The 14,486-nt window shown below is 61.9% G+C and carries 18 protein-coding genes; 10 read left to right on the forward strand and 8 right to left on the reverse strand.

Annotated elements, in window-relative coordinates; translation table 11 throughout:
* The first annotated feature begins 2 nt into the window (after positions 1 to 2).
* Genes metW through QR290_RS27735 form a run of 5 tightly spaced genes read left to right on the forward strand, consistent with a single transcriptional unit; the run spans position 3 to position 3,222 of the window.
* The gene (gene metW / locus QR290_RS27715) at positions 3 to 623 is read left to right on the forward strand and encodes a methionine biosynthesis protein MetW (protein ID WP_115079510.1); all 621 of its coding nucleotides are present in this window, start codon (positions 3 to 5) and stop codon (positions 621 to 623) included.
* Positions 624 to 649: 26 nt separating this feature from the next.
* Positions 650 to 1,084, forward strand: coding sequence for a DUF4426 domain-containing protein (locus QR290_RS27720; RefSeq protein ID WP_007953365.1), 435 nt, complete (start codon positions 650 to 652; stop codon positions 1,082 to 1,084).
* Complete coding sequence (gene rdgB, locus QR290_RS27725; RefSeq protein ID WP_115079511.1) at positions 1,081 to 1,677, forward strand: RdgB/HAM1 family non-canonical purine NTP pyrophosphatase; 597 nt, start codon at positions 1,081 to 1,083, stop codon at positions 1,675 to 1,677. The genes QR290_RS27720 and rdgB overlap by 4 nt, the downstream gene beginning before the upstream one ends.
* Positions 1,674 to 2,879 carry a radical SAM family heme chaperone HemW gene (gene hemW, locus QR290_RS27730; RefSeq protein WP_289203996.1) on the forward strand — a complete coding sequence of 402 codons (1,206 nt, stop codon included), beginning with the start codon at positions 1,674 to 1,676 and terminating at the stop codon, positions 2,877 to 2,879. The genes rdgB and hemW overlap by 4 nt, the downstream gene beginning before the upstream one ends.
* 19 nt (positions 2,880 to 2,898) lie before the next feature.
* A complete protein-coding gene (locus QR290_RS27735; RefSeq protein ID WP_011336381.1) occupies positions 2,899 to 3,222 on the forward strand; it encodes a DUF3392 domain-containing protein in 324 nt (107 codons plus the stop codon).
* A gap of 131 nt (positions 3,223 to 3,353) precedes the next feature.
* Here QR290_RS27735 and trmB read toward each other — a convergent pair whose 3' ends face one another.
* The 4 genes from trmB to QR290_RS27755 all read right to left on the reverse strand — a co-directional run bounded on the left by trmB (position 3,354) and on the right by QR290_RS27755 (position 5,597).
* Positions 3,354 to 4,079: a tRNA (guanosine(46)-N7)-methyltransferase TrmB gene (gene trmB / locus QR290_RS27740; protein WP_085646976.1), complete on the reverse strand. Its 726-nt coding sequence runs from the start codon at positions 4,077 to 4,079 to the stop codon at positions 3,354 to 3,356.
* Positions 4,080 to 4,088: 9 nt separating this feature from the next.
* A complete protein-coding gene (locus QR290_RS27745) occupies positions 4,089 to 4,883 on the reverse strand; it encodes a thiazole synthase (RefSeq protein ID WP_007953385.1) in 795 nt (264 codons plus the stop codon).
* A 60-nt stretch (positions 4,884 to 4,943) separates the two neighbouring features.
* The gene (thiS, locus tag QR290_RS27750) at positions 4,944 to 5,144 is read right to left on the reverse strand and encodes a sulfur carrier protein ThiS (protein WP_289203997.1); all 201 of its coding nucleotides are present in this window, start codon (positions 5,142 to 5,144) and stop codon (positions 4,944 to 4,946) included.
* 72 nt (positions 5,145 to 5,216) lie between these two features.
* The gene (locus QR290_RS27755; RefSeq protein ID WP_119427533.1) at positions 5,217 to 5,597 is read right to left on the reverse strand and encodes a DUF423 domain-containing protein; all 381 of its coding nucleotides are present in this window, start codon (positions 5,595 to 5,597) and stop codon (positions 5,217 to 5,219) included.
* A gap of 74 nt (positions 5,598 to 5,671) precedes the next feature.
* On the opposite strand from QR290_RS27755, the gene mtgA reads away from it, so the two are divergent.
* Positions 5,672 to 6,394, forward strand: coding sequence for a monofunctional biosynthetic peptidoglycan transglycosylase (gene mtgA, locus QR290_RS27760; RefSeq protein WP_115079513.1), 723 nt, complete (start codon positions 5,672 to 5,674; stop codon positions 6,392 to 6,394).
* A 70-nt stretch (positions 6,395 to 6,464) separates the two neighbouring features.
* Here the strand turns inward: mtgA and rpoH are convergent, their stop codons facing one another.
* The 4 genes from rpoH to ftsY all read right to left on the reverse strand — a co-directional run bounded on the left by rpoH (position 6,465) and on the right by ftsY (position 10,658).
* On the reverse strand, positions 6,465 to 7,319 hold the full coding sequence (gene rpoH / locus QR290_RS27765) for an RNA polymerase sigma factor RpoH (protein ID WP_007953393.1): 855 nt from the start codon (positions 7,317 to 7,319) through the stop codon (positions 6,465 to 6,467).
* Between the two features lie 116 nt (positions 7,320 to 7,435).
* Positions 7,436 to 8,461 (reverse strand): permease-like cell division protein FtsX, encoded by a 1,026-nt coding sequence (ftsX, locus tag QR290_RS27770; RefSeq protein ID WP_085611981.1) that lies wholly within the window; start codon positions 8,459 to 8,461, stop codon positions 7,436 to 7,438.
* Positions 8,458 to 9,129, reverse strand: a complete 672-nt coding sequence (ftsE, locus tag QR290_RS27775) for a cell division ATP-binding protein FtsE (protein WP_064380087.1) — start codon at positions 9,127 to 9,129, stop codon at positions 8,458 to 8,460. The genes ftsX and ftsE overlap by 4 nt, the downstream gene beginning before the upstream one ends.
* Positions 9,126 to 10,658: a signal recognition particle-docking protein FtsY gene (ftsY, locus tag QR290_RS27780; protein WP_289203998.1), complete on the reverse strand. Its 1,533-nt coding sequence runs from the start codon at positions 10,656 to 10,658 to the stop codon at positions 9,126 to 9,128. The genes ftsE and ftsY overlap by 4 nt, the downstream gene beginning before the upstream one ends.
* On the opposite strand from ftsY, the gene QR290_RS27785 reads away from it, so the two are divergent.
* The 4 genes from QR290_RS27785 to rsmD all read left to right on the forward strand — a co-directional run bounded on the left by QR290_RS27785 (position 10,657) and on the right by rsmD (position 14,447).
* Positions 10,657 to 10,851 carry a hypothetical protein gene (locus QR290_RS27785; protein ID WP_289203999.1) on the forward strand — a complete coding sequence of 65 codons (195 nt, stop codon included), beginning with the start codon at positions 10,657 to 10,659 and terminating at the stop codon, positions 10,849 to 10,851. The genes ftsY and QR290_RS27785 overlap by 2 nt on opposite strands.
* A gap of 152 nt (positions 10,852 to 11,003) precedes the next feature.
* Positions 11,004 to 12,359 carry a M16 family metallopeptidase gene (locus QR290_RS27790; protein WP_289204000.1) on the forward strand — a complete coding sequence of 452 codons (1,356 nt, stop codon included), beginning with the start codon at positions 11,004 to 11,006 and terminating at the stop codon, positions 12,357 to 12,359.
* Complete coding sequence (locus QR290_RS27795; protein ID WP_289204001.1) at positions 12,352 to 13,839, forward strand: M16 family metallopeptidase; 1,488 nt, start codon at positions 12,352 to 12,354, stop codon at positions 13,837 to 13,839. Before QR290_RS27790 ends, QR290_RS27795 begins: the two co-directional genes overlap by 8 nt.
* Complete coding sequence (gene rsmD / locus QR290_RS27800) at positions 13,839 to 14,447, forward strand: 16S rRNA (guanine(966)-N(2))-methyltransferase RsmD (protein ID WP_115079518.1); 609 nt, start codon at positions 13,839 to 13,841, stop codon at positions 14,445 to 14,447. Before QR290_RS27795 ends, rsmD begins: the two co-directional genes overlap by 1 nt.
* Positions 14,448 to 14,486 lie beyond the last annotated feature (39 nt).

Genomic DNA, 14,486 nt, shown 5'->3' on the forward strand with positions numbered 1-14,486 from the left:
CCATGAGAGCTGATCTGGAAATCATCCAGGAATGGATCCCCGCCGGCAGCCGCGTGCTCGACCTCGGTTGCGGTGACGGCGAGTTGCTGACCTGGCTGCGCGACCACAAGCAGGTCACCGGTTATGGCCTGGAAAACGACCCGGATAACATCGCCGAGTGCGTGGCCAAGGGCATCAACGTCATCGAGCAGGACCTGGACAAAGGCCTGGGCAACTTCGCCAGCAACAGCTTCGACGTGGTCGTGATGACCCAGGCCCTGCAGGCTGTGCACTATCCGGACAAGATCCTCGACGAAATGCTGCGGGTCGGTCGCCAATGCATCATCACCTTCCCCAACTTCGGCCATTGGCGCTGCCGCTGGTACCTGGCGAGCAAGGGCCGGATGCCGGTCTCCGAGTTCCTGCCGTACACCTGGTACAACACGCCGAACATCCACTTCTGTACCTTCGAAGACTTTGAAGAACTTTGTCGCGAACGTGAGGCGAAGGTCATTGATCGGCTTGCCGTGGATCAACAGCACCGCCACGGGTGGGCCAGTAAGCTATGGCCTAATCTGTTAGGTGAGATCGGTATCTACCGCGTCAGCAGCCCGGGGCTTGCGGATCACAGAATCGCGGTCTGAACCACGACATTGCGAGGAGAACGAACATGGGACGCTTGATTACCGCGCTATTGGCCGCCTGCCTGAGCCTGTCGGCCGTGGCCGCCGATGCCATCAAGGGCGAACGCAAGGAAGTGTTCGGTGATGTCACCGTGCATTACAACACCTTCAACTCGACCTTCCTGACGCCGGACATCGCCAAGGCTGCGGAACTGATCCGCAGCAAGAACCAGGGCGTGATCAATGTCTCGGTGATCAAGGACGGCAAACCGCTGATCGCCCAAGTCACCGGCACCGTCAAAGACCTGACCAGCCAGAGCGTGCCGCTGACCTTCCGCCAGATCACCGAACAGGGCGCGATCTACTACATCGCCCAATACCCGGTGGAGCAACAGGAAACCCGTACCTTTGAAATCAAGGTGCAGACCGGCGACAAGATCAACACCATCAATTTCAACCAAGAGCTTTTCCCTGGCCAATGATCAATCTCACGCAACTCGTACTGGCCAGCCATAACGCCGGCAAACTCAAGGAACTCCAGGCCATGCTCGGCGAATCGGTGCAACTGCGCTCGATCGGCGAATTCAGCAGCGTGGAGCCGGAAGAAACCGGTCTGTCGTTCGTCGAGAACGCGATCCTCAAGGCCCGCAATGCCGCGCGCATTTCCGGTCTGCCGGCGCTGGCCGACGACTCCGGTCTGGCGGTGGACTTCCTCGGCGGTGCGCCGGGCATCTACTCGGCGCGTTATGCCGACGGCAAGGGCGACGCGGCGAACAACGCCAAGCTGCTCGATGCCTTGAAGGATGTGCCTGAAGCCGAACGCGGCGCGCAGTTCGTCTGCGTGCTGGCGCTGGTGCGTCATGCCGACGATCCGCTGCCGATCCTCTGCGAAGGTCTATGGCACGGGCGCATCCTGACCGCTGCCAGCGGTGAGCACGGTTTCGGCTACGACCCGTTGTTCTGGGTGCCGGAGCGTAACGTGTCCAGTGCCGAGCTGAGCCCGAGCGACAAGAACCAGATCAGCCACCGCGCCCGTGCAATGGATCTGCTGCGCCAGCGTCTGGGCTTGAAATGACCGATAGTTCCTCCGCGTCGTCGCTGATTGTCGGCGGCGCCGCCTCCTCGCCTCGGGCGCCGTTGCCGACGCTGCCGCCCCTGGCGCTGTACATCCACATCCCGTGGTGTGTGCGCAAATGCCCCTATTGCGACTTCAACTCCCACACCGCCAGCCCGGTGCTGCCGGAGCAGGAATACGTCGACGCGATGCTGGCCGACCTCGACCAGGATCTACACGCGGTATATGGCCGTGAATTGAGTTCGATCTTCTTTGGCGGCGGCACACCGAGCCTGTTCAGCGCCGAAGCCCTTGGTCGCCTGCTCGAAGGCGTGAAACGACGCATCCCGTTTGCCGATGACATCGAAATCACCCTGGAAGCCAACCCCGGGACTTTCGAACAAGAGAAGTTCGTCGCCTATCGCAAACTGGGGATCAATCGCCTGTCGATCGGCATCCAGAGCTTCCAGCAGGAAAAGCTCAAGGCCCTTGGCCGCATCCACAATGGCGATGAAGCGGTACGCGCCGCCGGCATGGCGCGTCAGGCTGGCTTCGATAACTTCAACCTCGACTTGATGCACGGCTTGCCGGATCAGTCGCTGGAGGATGCCTTGAGCGATCTGCGCCAGGCGATCGAGCTGAAGCCGACGCACATTTCCTGGTATCAGCTGACACTGGAGCCGAACACCGTGTTCTGGAACCAGCCGCCAGTGCTGCCGGAAGACGACACGTTGTGGGACATTCAGGAAGCCGGACAGGCGCTGCTGGCCGAACACGGTTACGCGCAGTACGAAGTTTCGGCCTATGCCCAACCGGGTCGCCCGGCGCGGCATAACCTCAATTACTGGAGCTTCGGCGACTTCATCGGCATCGGCGCTGGCGCCCACGGCAAGCTCAGTCACCCGGACGGGCGCATCGTGCGCACCTGGAAGACCCGACTGCCGAAGGACTACCTCAACCCGGCCAAAAGCTTCCAGGCCGGCGAGAAAGCCCTGACCAACGACGAGATGCCGTTCGAGTTCCTGATGAACGCCCTGCGCCTGACCGCCGGCGTCGAATCGCGCCTGTATCCCGAGCGCACCGGCCTGCCGCTGGAGAGCCTCGAAGAACACCGACGCGAGGCCGAACAAAGCGGTCTGTTGCAGGTCGAACCGTCACGTCTGGCGGCCACCGAGCGCGGACAACTGTTCCTCAACGACTTGCTGCAGAAATTTCTGAGCTGACCGCTCTTAAGGAAACCGCATGGATTTGATACTCGACCTGCTCGCCACCGTGTCCCGCTGGAGCCGCAGCAACCTCTCGGAAATCGCTCTGGCACTGGTGGGCTGTCTGCTGGTGCTGTTCGGCGCCGACTTCAAAGGCTGGGTCGAGCAACGCCTGGGCAGCATTGCCGGCGCCCTGCGCGTGCCGCTGATGGCCCTGCTGTGCATGATCGGCAGCGGCGCGGCACTGATCTACGCGACGCCGTGGGTGGTGAAGGGGCTGAGCCAGTTCAACAACTACAGCCTGGCGCCGGTGTTGTTGGTGGTGCTCGTTTTGATTGGCGTAGTGGCCGACCGCCGCTGATTTCAGCTACTACCCAAAACGACTGTGGGAGCGAGCTTGCTCGCGATGGCGGTGTAACAGACGACATAAATGTTGAATGTTACGGCCTCATCGCGAGCAAGCTCGCTCCCACAGTTTTTATTGCGTGATGCTTAAGCGAGCTTCTCGAACTTAAGATCCCACACGCCATGCCCAAGACGTTCGCCGCGACGTTCGAACTTGGTGATCGGGCGCTCGGCCGGGCGCGGTACGCACTTGCCGTCTTCGGCGAGGTTGCGGTAGCCAGGGGCGACGTTCATCACTTCCAGCATGTATTCGGCGTATGGCTCCCAGTCGGTGGCCATGTGCAGAATGCCGCCAACCTTCAGCTTGCTGCGCACCAGTTCAGCGAAGGACGCCTGAACAATGCGGCGCTTGTGGTGACGGCTCTTGTGCCACGGGTCCGGGAAGAACAGCATCAGGCGATCAAGGCTGTTGTCGGCGATGCAGCGGTTGAGTACTTCGATCGCGTCGCAATCGTAGACCCGCAGGTTGGTCAGCCCTTGAGTCAGCACGCCATTGAGCAGCGCGCCGACACCCGGACGGTGAACTTCGACACCGATGAAATCCTGCTCCGGCGCAGCGGCTGCCATTTCCAGCAGCGAGTGGCCCATGCCGAAACCGATCTCCAGCGAACGCGGCGCGGAACGGCCGAACACCTGGTCGTAATCCACCGGCGCATCGGCCAACGGCAAGACGAACTTCGGCGCGCCCTGATCCAGGCCGCGCTGCTGGCCTTCGGTCATGCGCCCGGCGCGCATCACAAAACTCTTGATGCGGCGGTGTTGGCGCTCGTCGCCTTCTTCCGTCTGGATTGGCGTGTCGTTCGATTCAGTCATCAATAGCTCTTACTTGATCAGACCATCCAGCGGCGAAGAGGCGCTGGCATAGAGTTTTTTCGGCATGCGGCCGGCGAGGTAGGCCAGGCGGCCCGCGACGATCGCGTGTTTCATGGCTTCGGCCATCATGATCGGCTGCTGGGCGTGGGCGATGGCCGAGTTCATCAGCACCGCGTCACAGCCCAGTTCCATGGAGATGGTGGCGTCGGAAGCGGTGCCGACACCGGCATCCACCAGCACCGGGATCTTGGCTTCTTCGAGGATGATCTGCAGGTTGTATGGGTTGCAGATCCCCAGGCCCGAACCGATCAGGCCGGCCAGCGGCATGACCGCGATGCAGCCGATTTCCGCCAGTTGCCGGGCGATGATCGGGTCATCACTGGTGTAAACCATCACGTCGAAGCCTTCCTTGACCAGCACTTCGGCCGCCTTGAGGGTTTCGATCACGTTGGGGAACAGGGTTTTCTGGTCGGCCAGCACTTCCAGCTTCACCAGATTGTGGCCATCGAGCAGCTCACGGGCCAGGCGGCAGGTGCGCACAGCCTCGACCGCGTCGTAGCAGCCGGCGGTGTTCGGCAGGAAGGTGTAGCGATCCGGCGACAGCACTTCGAGCAGGTTCGGCTCGCCTTCGATCTGGCCCAGGTTGGTGCGGCGCACGGCGAAAGTGACGATCTCGGCGCCCGAGGCTTCGATGGCCAGGCGGGTTTCTTCCATGTCACGGTACTTGCCGGTACCGACCAGCAAACGCGACTGGTAAGTACGACCGGCCAGAACGAAAGGCTTGTCGCTACGAACGATGCTCATGGGGAATCCTCTGTTGGGGTGAGGGTCTTGCAGAATTCTCGGCCCATGCAGGCCTGGCGGTCAGCCGCCGCCGATGGCGTGCACCACTTCGACGTTGTCGCCGTCGTTCAAAGTGGTGTCGGAATGCTGGCTGCGCGGGACGATATCCAGATTGAGTTCGACCGCGACGCGGCGTCCGGTCAGGTCCAGACGGGTCAGCAGGGCCGCAACGGTTTCACCGTCGGGCAGTTCAAAGGAGTCACCGTTCAACTGAATGCGCATGCGCAACGCCGCCATCACTTTTTAGGGGGTGGCATTCTAGCCCGATCATGACCTAAAGGTCAGCACCAAGCGTCAAGCGGTTGGCTGCAGGCGCCAGGCGGCAAGTCCGAGGCACAGCCAGCCGATCAGGAACGCCAGGCCGCCGAACGGGGTGATGATGCCGAGCTTGCCGATGCCGATGGTGGTCAGCAGGTACAGGCTGCCGGAGAACAGCAGGATGCCGATGCTGAACGAGATGCCGGCCCAGGCGACCAGACGCCCCTGAAGCTGCGTAGCCAGCAGCGCCACGCCGAACAACGCCAGCGCGTGCACCAGTTGATACGTGACGCCGGTGTGGAAGATCGCCAGATACTCGGGGGTCAGGCGATTTTTCAGGCCATGGGCGGCGAATGCGCCGAGGCCGACACCGGTGAAACCAAAGAAGGCAGCCAGCATCAGAAAGCTACGCAGCATGTAGAACTCCAGTCAGACTCGATCGGCAGGGTCTGTATAATGGCCCGCTCAACCGGTTCGGCCAAGCCATCTCTATGCTGCGTTTATTTCTCCGTCGTTTCACGAAGGCCCTGCTCTGGTTCGCGGGCGGCAGCGTATTGCTGGTGTTGGTGTTTCGCTTCGTTCCACCACCGGGCACGGCGCTGATGGTCGAGCGCAAGATCGAATCCTGGGTCGACGGCGAGCCAATCGATCTGCAACGCACCTGGAAGCCATGGGACGAGATCTCCGATGACCTGAAGGTCGCGGTGATTGCCGGCGAAGACCAGAAATTCCCAGAGCACTGGGGTTTTGACCTGAGTGCGATCAAGGCCGCACTGGCCCACAACGAACTCGGCGGTTCGATTCGCGGCGCCAGCACCTTGAGCCAGCAAGTGTCGAAGAACCTGTTCTTGTGGTCCGGCCGCAGTTATCTGCGCAAAGGCCTGGAGGCCTGGTTCACCGCGCTGATCGAAGTGTTCTGGCCCAAGCAGCGGATTCTCGAGGTGTACCTGAACAGCGTCGAGTGGGATGACGGCGTGTTTGGTGCCGAAGCAGCCGCAAGGCATCACTTTGGCGTAGCCGCCAAGTCATTGTCCCGGCAGCAGGCGAGTTACCTCGCAGCCGTGCTGCCGAATCCCCGGGTCTGGAGCGCCAGTCATCCGACCGCTTACGTGTCCCGTCGGGCCGGATGGATTCGCCAGCAAATGAGCCAGCTGGGTGGCGACAGCTATTTGCTGACACTCAACGATTCGCGCCGCGCGCCCTGGGCCCAATGACGTTCTGACAGGCAAACAAAAACGCCCCGATCATCAATGATCGGGGCGTTTTTGTTTGCCGGACTACCGGTTATGCGGCAATCGACAACTTGAGCTTGTTCATCGCGCTCTTCTCGAGCTGACGGATCCGCTCGGCCGACACGTTGTACTTCTGCGCCAGGTCGTGCAGCGTGGCTTTCTCTTCTGCCAGCCAGCGCTGGTAGAGGATGTCGCGACTACGTTCGTCCAGCACTTCCAGCGCTTCGTGCAGATTGTGATTGGAGTTGTCGCTCCAGTCGGCATCTTCCAGTTGACGCGCCGGGTCGTACCGGTGGTCTTCCAGGTAGTTGGCCGGCGACTGGAAAGCGCTGTCGTCGTCCGCTTCGGCAGCCGGGTCGAAGGCCATGTCATGGCCGGTCAGGCGACTTTCCATCTCACGCACTTCACGCGGCTCCACGCCGAGGCTTTCCGCCACACGGTGGACTTCCTCGTTGTTCAGCCAGGCCAGACGTTTCTTCTGGCTGCGCAGGTTGAAGAACAGCTTGCGCTGGGCCTTGGTGGTCGCGACTTTCACGATCCGCCAGTTGCGCAGGATGAACTCGTGAATCTCGGCCTTGATCCAGTGCACCGCGAAGGACACCAGACGCACGCCCATTTCCGGGTTGAAACGCTTCACGGCCTTCATCAGGCCGACGTTACCTTCCTGGATCAGGTCAGCCTGAGCCAGACCGTAGCCGGAATAGCTACGGGCGATGTGTACGACAAACCGCAGGTGGGCGAGCACCATCTGCCGAGCCGCCCCCAAATCCTGCTCATAGTAGAGACTCTCGGCCAGTTCACGCTCCTGCTCCGGCGTCAGCAATGGAATGCTGTTGACGGTGTGCACGTAGGCTTCCAGGTTTGCGCCTGGAACCAATGCATACGCAGGTTGCAAAGAATTGGACATACGGAAAAACCTCCGACTTACATACTCATGCTTTTCAGCATTGCGAAAAATTGACCGGAAACTCAAATGAAAGTTTCCTTAACCACTGAAAGGTCAATCACGCGCAAAAAAAGATTCTACTTCGGCGCCAGCTCCCTGAGATGACGTGCGACTGCAATCCATGCACCGATATAACCCAACAGCACCGCGCCAAGCAAGAGCGACAGACCGTCGGCAACTGGCACGCCGGCCAGTGCGAAATCACTGCCGTACAAGCCGGCCAGCCCAACCACCGCGTCGTTCAGCCAGTTCAGGCCGAACGCCAAAACACCCCAGGACAGCAGCCCCGCACCGAAGCCATACAACGCGCCCATATAAAGGAAGGGACGACGCACATAGCTGTCGGTGCCGCCGACGAGTTTAATCACTTCTATCTCGGTGCGGCGGTTTTCAATATGAAGACGAATGGTATTGCCTATCACCAAAAGTAATGCGGAAACCAGCAACACCGTCAGACCGAACACGAAACGGTCGCCGAGCTTGAGGATGGCGGCCAGACGCTCGACCCAGACTAGATCAAGTTGCGCCTGCTGTACCTTCGGCAGCTCGGAAAGTTTTTGTCTTAATGCTTCCAGAGTCGACTTGTCGACCTCGTTCGGCGTCACCAACACCACGCCCGGCAGCGGGTTTTCCGGCAGTTCGCGCAGGGCTTCGCCCAATCCGGACTGCTGCTGGAACTCTTCCAGCGCCTGGTCGCGGCCGACATATTCAGCATCAGCTACGCCCGGCATGCCTTTGATCTGATCACGCAACGCTTCGCCCTGAGCCGGAGTCGCCTCCAGCTCCAGGTACAGCGAAATCTGCGCCGCGCGCTGCCACGAGCCGCCCAGACGCTCGACGTTGCTCAGCAACAGCGAAAGCCCCATCGGCAGACTCAGCGCAACCGCCATCACCATGCAGGTGAAAAAGCTGCCAATCGGCTGCTTGCCGAGGCGGCGCAGGCTGTCGATCCAGCTGGCGCGATGGCTTTCGATCCAGGCACGGAACAGCGTGGCGAAATCCGGGCCGTCGTCATCGTCGTGCTTTTTCTTCTTTGGCGGTTGCGGATCGGCGGCCTTCGGGGCCACGCGCTCGGAAACCTTCGGACTGCGTGTTGCACTCATACGCCGGCCTCCCCGTCGCCGATCAATCGGCCGCGTTGCAGGGTCAGCATGCGGTGGCGCATGCGCGCGATCAGCGCCAGGTCGTGACTGGCGATCAGCACGCTGGTGCCCAGACGGTTGATGTCTTCGAACACGCCCATGATCTCGGCCGCCAGACGCGGGTCGAGGTTACCGGTCGGTTCGTCCGCCAGCAGCAGGGCCGGACGGTGAACGATAGCGCGGGCAATCCCGACGCGCTGTTGCTGACCGGTGGACAGGTCGCCGGGGTACAGATCGGCCTTGTCCGACAGCGCCACGCGCTCCAGTGCCGAATCGACGCGCTTGGCGATCTCGACCTTGGACAGCCCGAGAATCTGCAACGGCAGCGCGACGTTGTTGAACACAGTGCGATCGAACAGCAGTTGATGGTTCTGGAACACCACGCCGATCTGCCGGCGCAGGAACGGAATCTGCGCATTGCTGATGGTGCTCAGGTCCTGCCCGGCGAGCAGCAGTTTGCCGCTGGTCGGACGCTCCATCGCCAGCAACAGGCGCAACAATGTGGATTTACCGGCACCGGAGTGGCCGGTGACAAACAGGAACTCGCCGCGACGGACTCGAAAGCTCAGCTCATGCAAGCCGACGTGACCGTTCGGGTAGCGCTTACCGACCTGTTCGAAACGAATCATGAACGCTCCCGCTCGGCAAACAGTGCCTGGACAAAGGGTTCGGCTTCAAAGGTACGCAGATCGTCGATGCCTTCACCGACGCCGATGTAGCGGATCGGCAGGCCGAATTGCTTGGCCAGGGCGAAAATCACCCCGCCTTTGGCGGTGCCGTCGAGCTTGGTCAGCGCCAGGCCGGTCAGTTCGACGGTCTGGTTGAATTGCTTGGCCTGGTTGATGGCGTTCTGGCCGGTGCCGGCGTCGAGTACCAGCAGCACTTCGTGCGGCGCATCGGCATCGAGCTTGCCGATCACCCGGCGAACCTTCTTCAGTTCTTCCATCAGGTTGTCTTTGGTGTGCAGACGACCGGCGGTGTCGGCGATCAGCACATCGATGCCACGAGCCTTGGCGGCCTGCACGGCGTCGAAGATCACCGACGCCGAGTCCGCGCCCGTGTGCTGGGCAATCACCGGAATCTTGTTGCGCTCGCCCCAGACCTGCAACTGCTCGACAGCCGCGGCACGGAAGGTGTCACCGGCGGCCAGCATGACTTTCTTGCCTTCCAGCTGCAGTTTCTTCGCCAGCTTGCCGATGGTGGTGGTCTTGCCGGCGCCGTTGACGCCGACCACCAGAATCACGAACGGCTTGTTCTGGGAAGCGATCTTCAACGGCTGCTCGACCGGTTTGAGCATTGCAGCCAGCTCGGCCTGCAGAGATTTGTACAGGGCGTCGGAATCGGCCAGCTCTTTACGTGCGACCTTCTGGGTCAGGCGCTGGATGATCACCGAAGTCGCCTCGACGCCGACGTCGGCCGTCAGCAGGCGGGTTTCGAGATCGTCGAGCAGATCGTCATCGATGGCTTTCTTGCCGAGGAACAGGCTGGCCATGCCCTCGCCGATGCTGGCGCTGGTCTTGGACAGGCCCTGCTTGAGGCGGGCGAAGAAGCCGGCCTTGGTTTCTTCGGTGCGCGGGGCTTCGACCGGGGTTTCAACCTGGATTTCCACAGGAGCGACTGGCGCTACGGCGACCGGTGCAGGTGCAGGTGCAGGTGCAGGTGCAGGTGCAGGTGCAGGTGCAGGTGCAGGTTCGGGCGCTTCGACAATCGGGGCAACCGGAGCAACCGGAGCAACCACAGGCTCTGGAATGACCGGAGCAGCTTCCACCACCGGCGCCGGAACAGACTCTGGCGCGAACGCAACCGGCGCAGGAATCGGCGGCGTAAAATGCGCCGCAGCCTCTTCAACCAGCGCCACCGGCTCTTCCGCCACTGGCAAGGTCAGCCACGGCTCGCTGGCCGGGGTCAGCGGCAATTCGGCGGCAGCCGGCGCTTCAGGCTCGACCTCGGCCACCGGTTGCAGCACCGGCTCGGCGATCGGCAGTACAACCGGCGCCGGCGCTTCTTCTATTACGGGAGCAGGCGCAGGGGCTGGCTCAGGAATGGCAGTCGGCTGTTCGACGACGGGTTCCTGCGGTTTCTTGCGCAGCCATCCGAACAGGCTTTTCTTCTCGCCAGCCGCAGCTGGGGTCTTCTTGTCGTCGTTGGAACCAAACATGGAGGACGGCTATCTCACGGTAGCGACGCGCCACAGGGGCGCCCCGGCAAATAAATATTCGATGCAGAACAGACTGTTTTTCACCCAGCTTGTTCACGCGCAACATTTTGTCGAGGCGCCAGAAGCACCTCAAAGGTCATTAAATACGAAGGACTGGAACGGCATCTTCGGCGAAAACGCAGAGTTTAGCTGAGAAACTCAAAGCTTCTGCCGGTAACCCGTACAACCTATAGACCGATCAGTGGCCTGATAGGCGTGGCCGCCAGTAAAACGGATCAGTATCCTAGCACCCTCTCGCCCGCCGACGCTAAGACCAAGCGGGCAGCCCAACAGGTTTAAAAACGAATGAATGCTCTAGCCCGCCGCGCCGCAGGCCTGCTGCTCAGCACAGTCTGCCTGCCCCTTTCGGCCCTGGCGGCCGACCCGCAACCGACCCACGAATTCACCCTCGACAACGGCCTGAAGGTCGTCGTGCGCGAAGACCATCGCGCGCCCGTGGTGGTGTCGCAGGTCTGGTACAAGGTCGGTTCCAGCTACGAAACCCCGGGCCAGACTGGTCTGTCCCACGCCCTCGAACACATGATGTTCAAGGGCAGCGAGAAGGTCGGCCCCGGCGAAGCCTCGCTGATCCTGCGCGACCTCGGCGCCGAAGAGAACGCCTTCACCAGCGACGACTTCACTGCTTATTACCAGGTGCTGGCCCGCGACCGACTGGGCGTAGCCTTCGAACTGGAAGCCGACCGCATGGCCAACCTGCGCCTGCCGGCCGACGAGTTCGCCAAGGAAATCGAAGTCATCAAGGAAGAGCGCCGCCTGCGCACCGACGACAAGCCAATGTCCAAGGCCTACGAGCGCTACAAGGCCATGGCCTACCCGGCCAGCGGTTATCACACGCCGACCATCGGCTGGATGGCTGACCTCGAGCGGATGAAGGTCGAAGAGCTGCGTCACTGGTATCAGTCCTGGTACGTGCCGAATAACGCCACATTGGTGGTGGTCGGCGACGTGACCCCGAACGAGGTGAAGACCCTCGCCCAGCGCTACTTCGGGCCGATCGCGAAACGCGACGTGCCGCCGGCGAAAAAACCGCTGGAACTGGCCGAACCGGGTGAACGCCAGATCACCCTGCACGTGCAGACTCAACTGCCGAGCCTGATGCTCGGTTTCAACGTCCCGAGCATCGCCACCGCCGAAGACAAACGCTCGGTCAACGCCTTGCGCCTGATTTCGGCGCTGCTGGACGGCGGCTACAGCGGTCGCATCCCGACCCAACTGGAGCGCGGCGAAGAGCTGGTGTCCGGTGGTTCGTCGAGCTACGACGCCTACACCCGCGGCGACAGCCTGTTCACCCTGTCGGCCACGCCGAACACCCAGAAGAAAAAGACCATGGCCCAGGCGGAAGCCGGCCTGTGGAAACTGCTGGAACAGCTGAAAACCACCGCACCGTCCGCCGAAGAACTCGAGCGCGTGCGCGCGCAGGTCATCGCCGGTCTGGTCTTCGAGCGCGATTCGATTACCAGCCAGGCCACCGCCATCGGCCAACTGGAGACCGTCGGTCTGTCGTGGAAACTGATGGACACCGAACTGGCCGATCTGGAAAGCGTCACCCCGCAAGACATCCAGAACGCCGCCAAGCTGTATTTCACCCGCGAACGTCTCAGCGTCGCCCACGTCCTGCCACTGGAGACGACTCATGAGTGAGCGCAAAACCCCACGCCTGCTGCTCGGCCTGATCGCGGTGGCCATCATCGGCTCGGCCGCGTTCTATCTGGTGCCGAGCGACAACACCAAGGCCAGCGAAGCGCTGGATAACGCCAAGTCCAGCCAGAAGCTGCAATCGCTGACCGAACTCGACGGCAAGGCCCCGGCCAGCCGCAAGCTCGACGTGCAGACCTGGAACACCGCCGAAGGCGCCAAGGTGCTGTTCGTCGAAGCCCGCGAACTGCCGATGTTCGACATGCGCCTGATCTTTTCCGCCGGCAGCAGCCAGGACGGCAACGCGCCGGGGCTGGCCCTGCTGACCAACGCCATGCTCAACGAAGGTGTGGCGGGCAAGGATGTCGGCGCCATCGCTCAAGGCTTCGAAGGCCTGGGCGCGGACTTCGGCAACGGCGCCTATAAAGACATGGCCATCGCGTCGCTGCGCAGCCTGAGCGCTGCCGACAAACGCGAGCCGGCGCTGAAACTGTTCTCGGAAGTGGTGGGCAAACCGACCTTCCCGGCCGATTCCTTCGCGCGCATCAAGAACCAGATGCTCGCCGGTTTCGAGTACCAGAAACAGAACCCCGGCAAACTCGCCAGCCTGGAACTGATGAAGCGCCTGTACGGCGATCACCCGTACGCCCATTCCAGCGACGGCAACGCGCAAAGCGTGCCGAAGATCACGCTGGCGCAACTGCGTGAGTTCCACGCCAAGGCCTATGCGGCCGGCAACGTGGTGATCGCGCTGGTGGGCGATCTGTCCCGCAGCGAAGCCGAGGCGATTGCCAATCAGGTGTCCGCTGCGCTGCCAAAAGGCCCGGCGCTGGCGAAAGTCGAGCAACCGACCGAGCCGAAAGCCAGCATCGGCCACATCGAGTTTCCGTCGAAGCAGACCAACCTGATGATCGCGCAACTGGGCATCGACCGTGATGATCCGGACTACGCGGCGCTGTCGATGGGCAACCAGATCCTCGGCGGTGGCGGTTTCGGCACCCGTCTGATGAGCGAAGTCCGCGAGAAGCGCGGCCTGACCTACGGCGTGTATTCGGCCTTCAGCCCGATGCAGGCTCGCGGCCCGTTCATGATCAACCTGCAGACTCGCGCGGAAATGAGCGAAGGCACCCTGAAACTGGTGCAGGACGTGCTCGCCGACTACCTCAAGACCGGCCCGACCCAGAAAGAACTCGACGACGCCAAGCGCGAACTGGCCGGCAGCTTCCCGCTATCCACGGCGAGCAATGCCGATATCGTCGGCCAACTCGGCGCCATGGGTTTCTACAACCTGCCGCTGAGTTATCTGGACGACTTCATGCGCCAATCCCAGAGCCTGACGGTCGAGCAGGTTCGCGACGTCCTGAACAAACACTTGAGCACGGATAAACTGGTCATCGTCAGCGCTGGCCCGACCGTGCCGCAAAAGCCGTTACCGGCCCCATCTGATAAACCTGCCGAGCAGCCGCTCGGGGTTCCGGAGCATTAATGGCCAGTCCAAAGAAACCTGTACAAAAACTGCACAACGGGGTGAACCAGTTGCGCATCATCGGCGGCGAATGGCGCAGCCGAAAGCTGAGCTTTCCTGATGCGCCGGGCCTGCGCCCGACGCCGGACCGGGTGCGCGAAACCCTGTTCAACTGGCTCGCGCCGTACGTTGCCGGGGCCAAGGTGCTCGATCCGTTCGCCGGCAGCGGCGCGCTGTTTCTTGAAGCGCTGTCCCGTGGTGCGGCCATGGGTCAGGCGCTGGATGCCAGCCACGTCGCCGTCTCCAGCCTGAAAGAACACCTCGGCACGCTGCGCTGCACCAACGGCCACGTGCAGACCGCCGATGCGTTGCGCTATCTGGAAACCCAGACCGCGACCGCGTTTGACCTGGTATTCCTCGACCCGCCGTTCAACCAGAACCTGCTGCCCACCGTGTGCACATTGCTGGAAGAGCGCCAATGGCTGGCCGATGATTCGTGGGTCTACACTGAAAGCGAAACCGCGCCATCGACCCTCGGCCTGCCGGGCAACTGGCGCCTGCACCGCGAGCAGAAATCCGGGCGGGTGTACTACGCGTTGTGGCAACGTATGGCAGTGATCGCCGGTTAACCGACCGGCCTGAAAAAGCGGCGAGTCTCAGCCGAGGCT

This window comes from Pseudomonas fluorescens (assembly GCF_030344995.1).
GTDB classification, from domain to species: Bacteria; Pseudomonadota; Gammaproteobacteria; order Pseudomonadales; family Pseudomonadaceae; genus Aquipseudomonas; species Aquipseudomonas fluorescens_BF.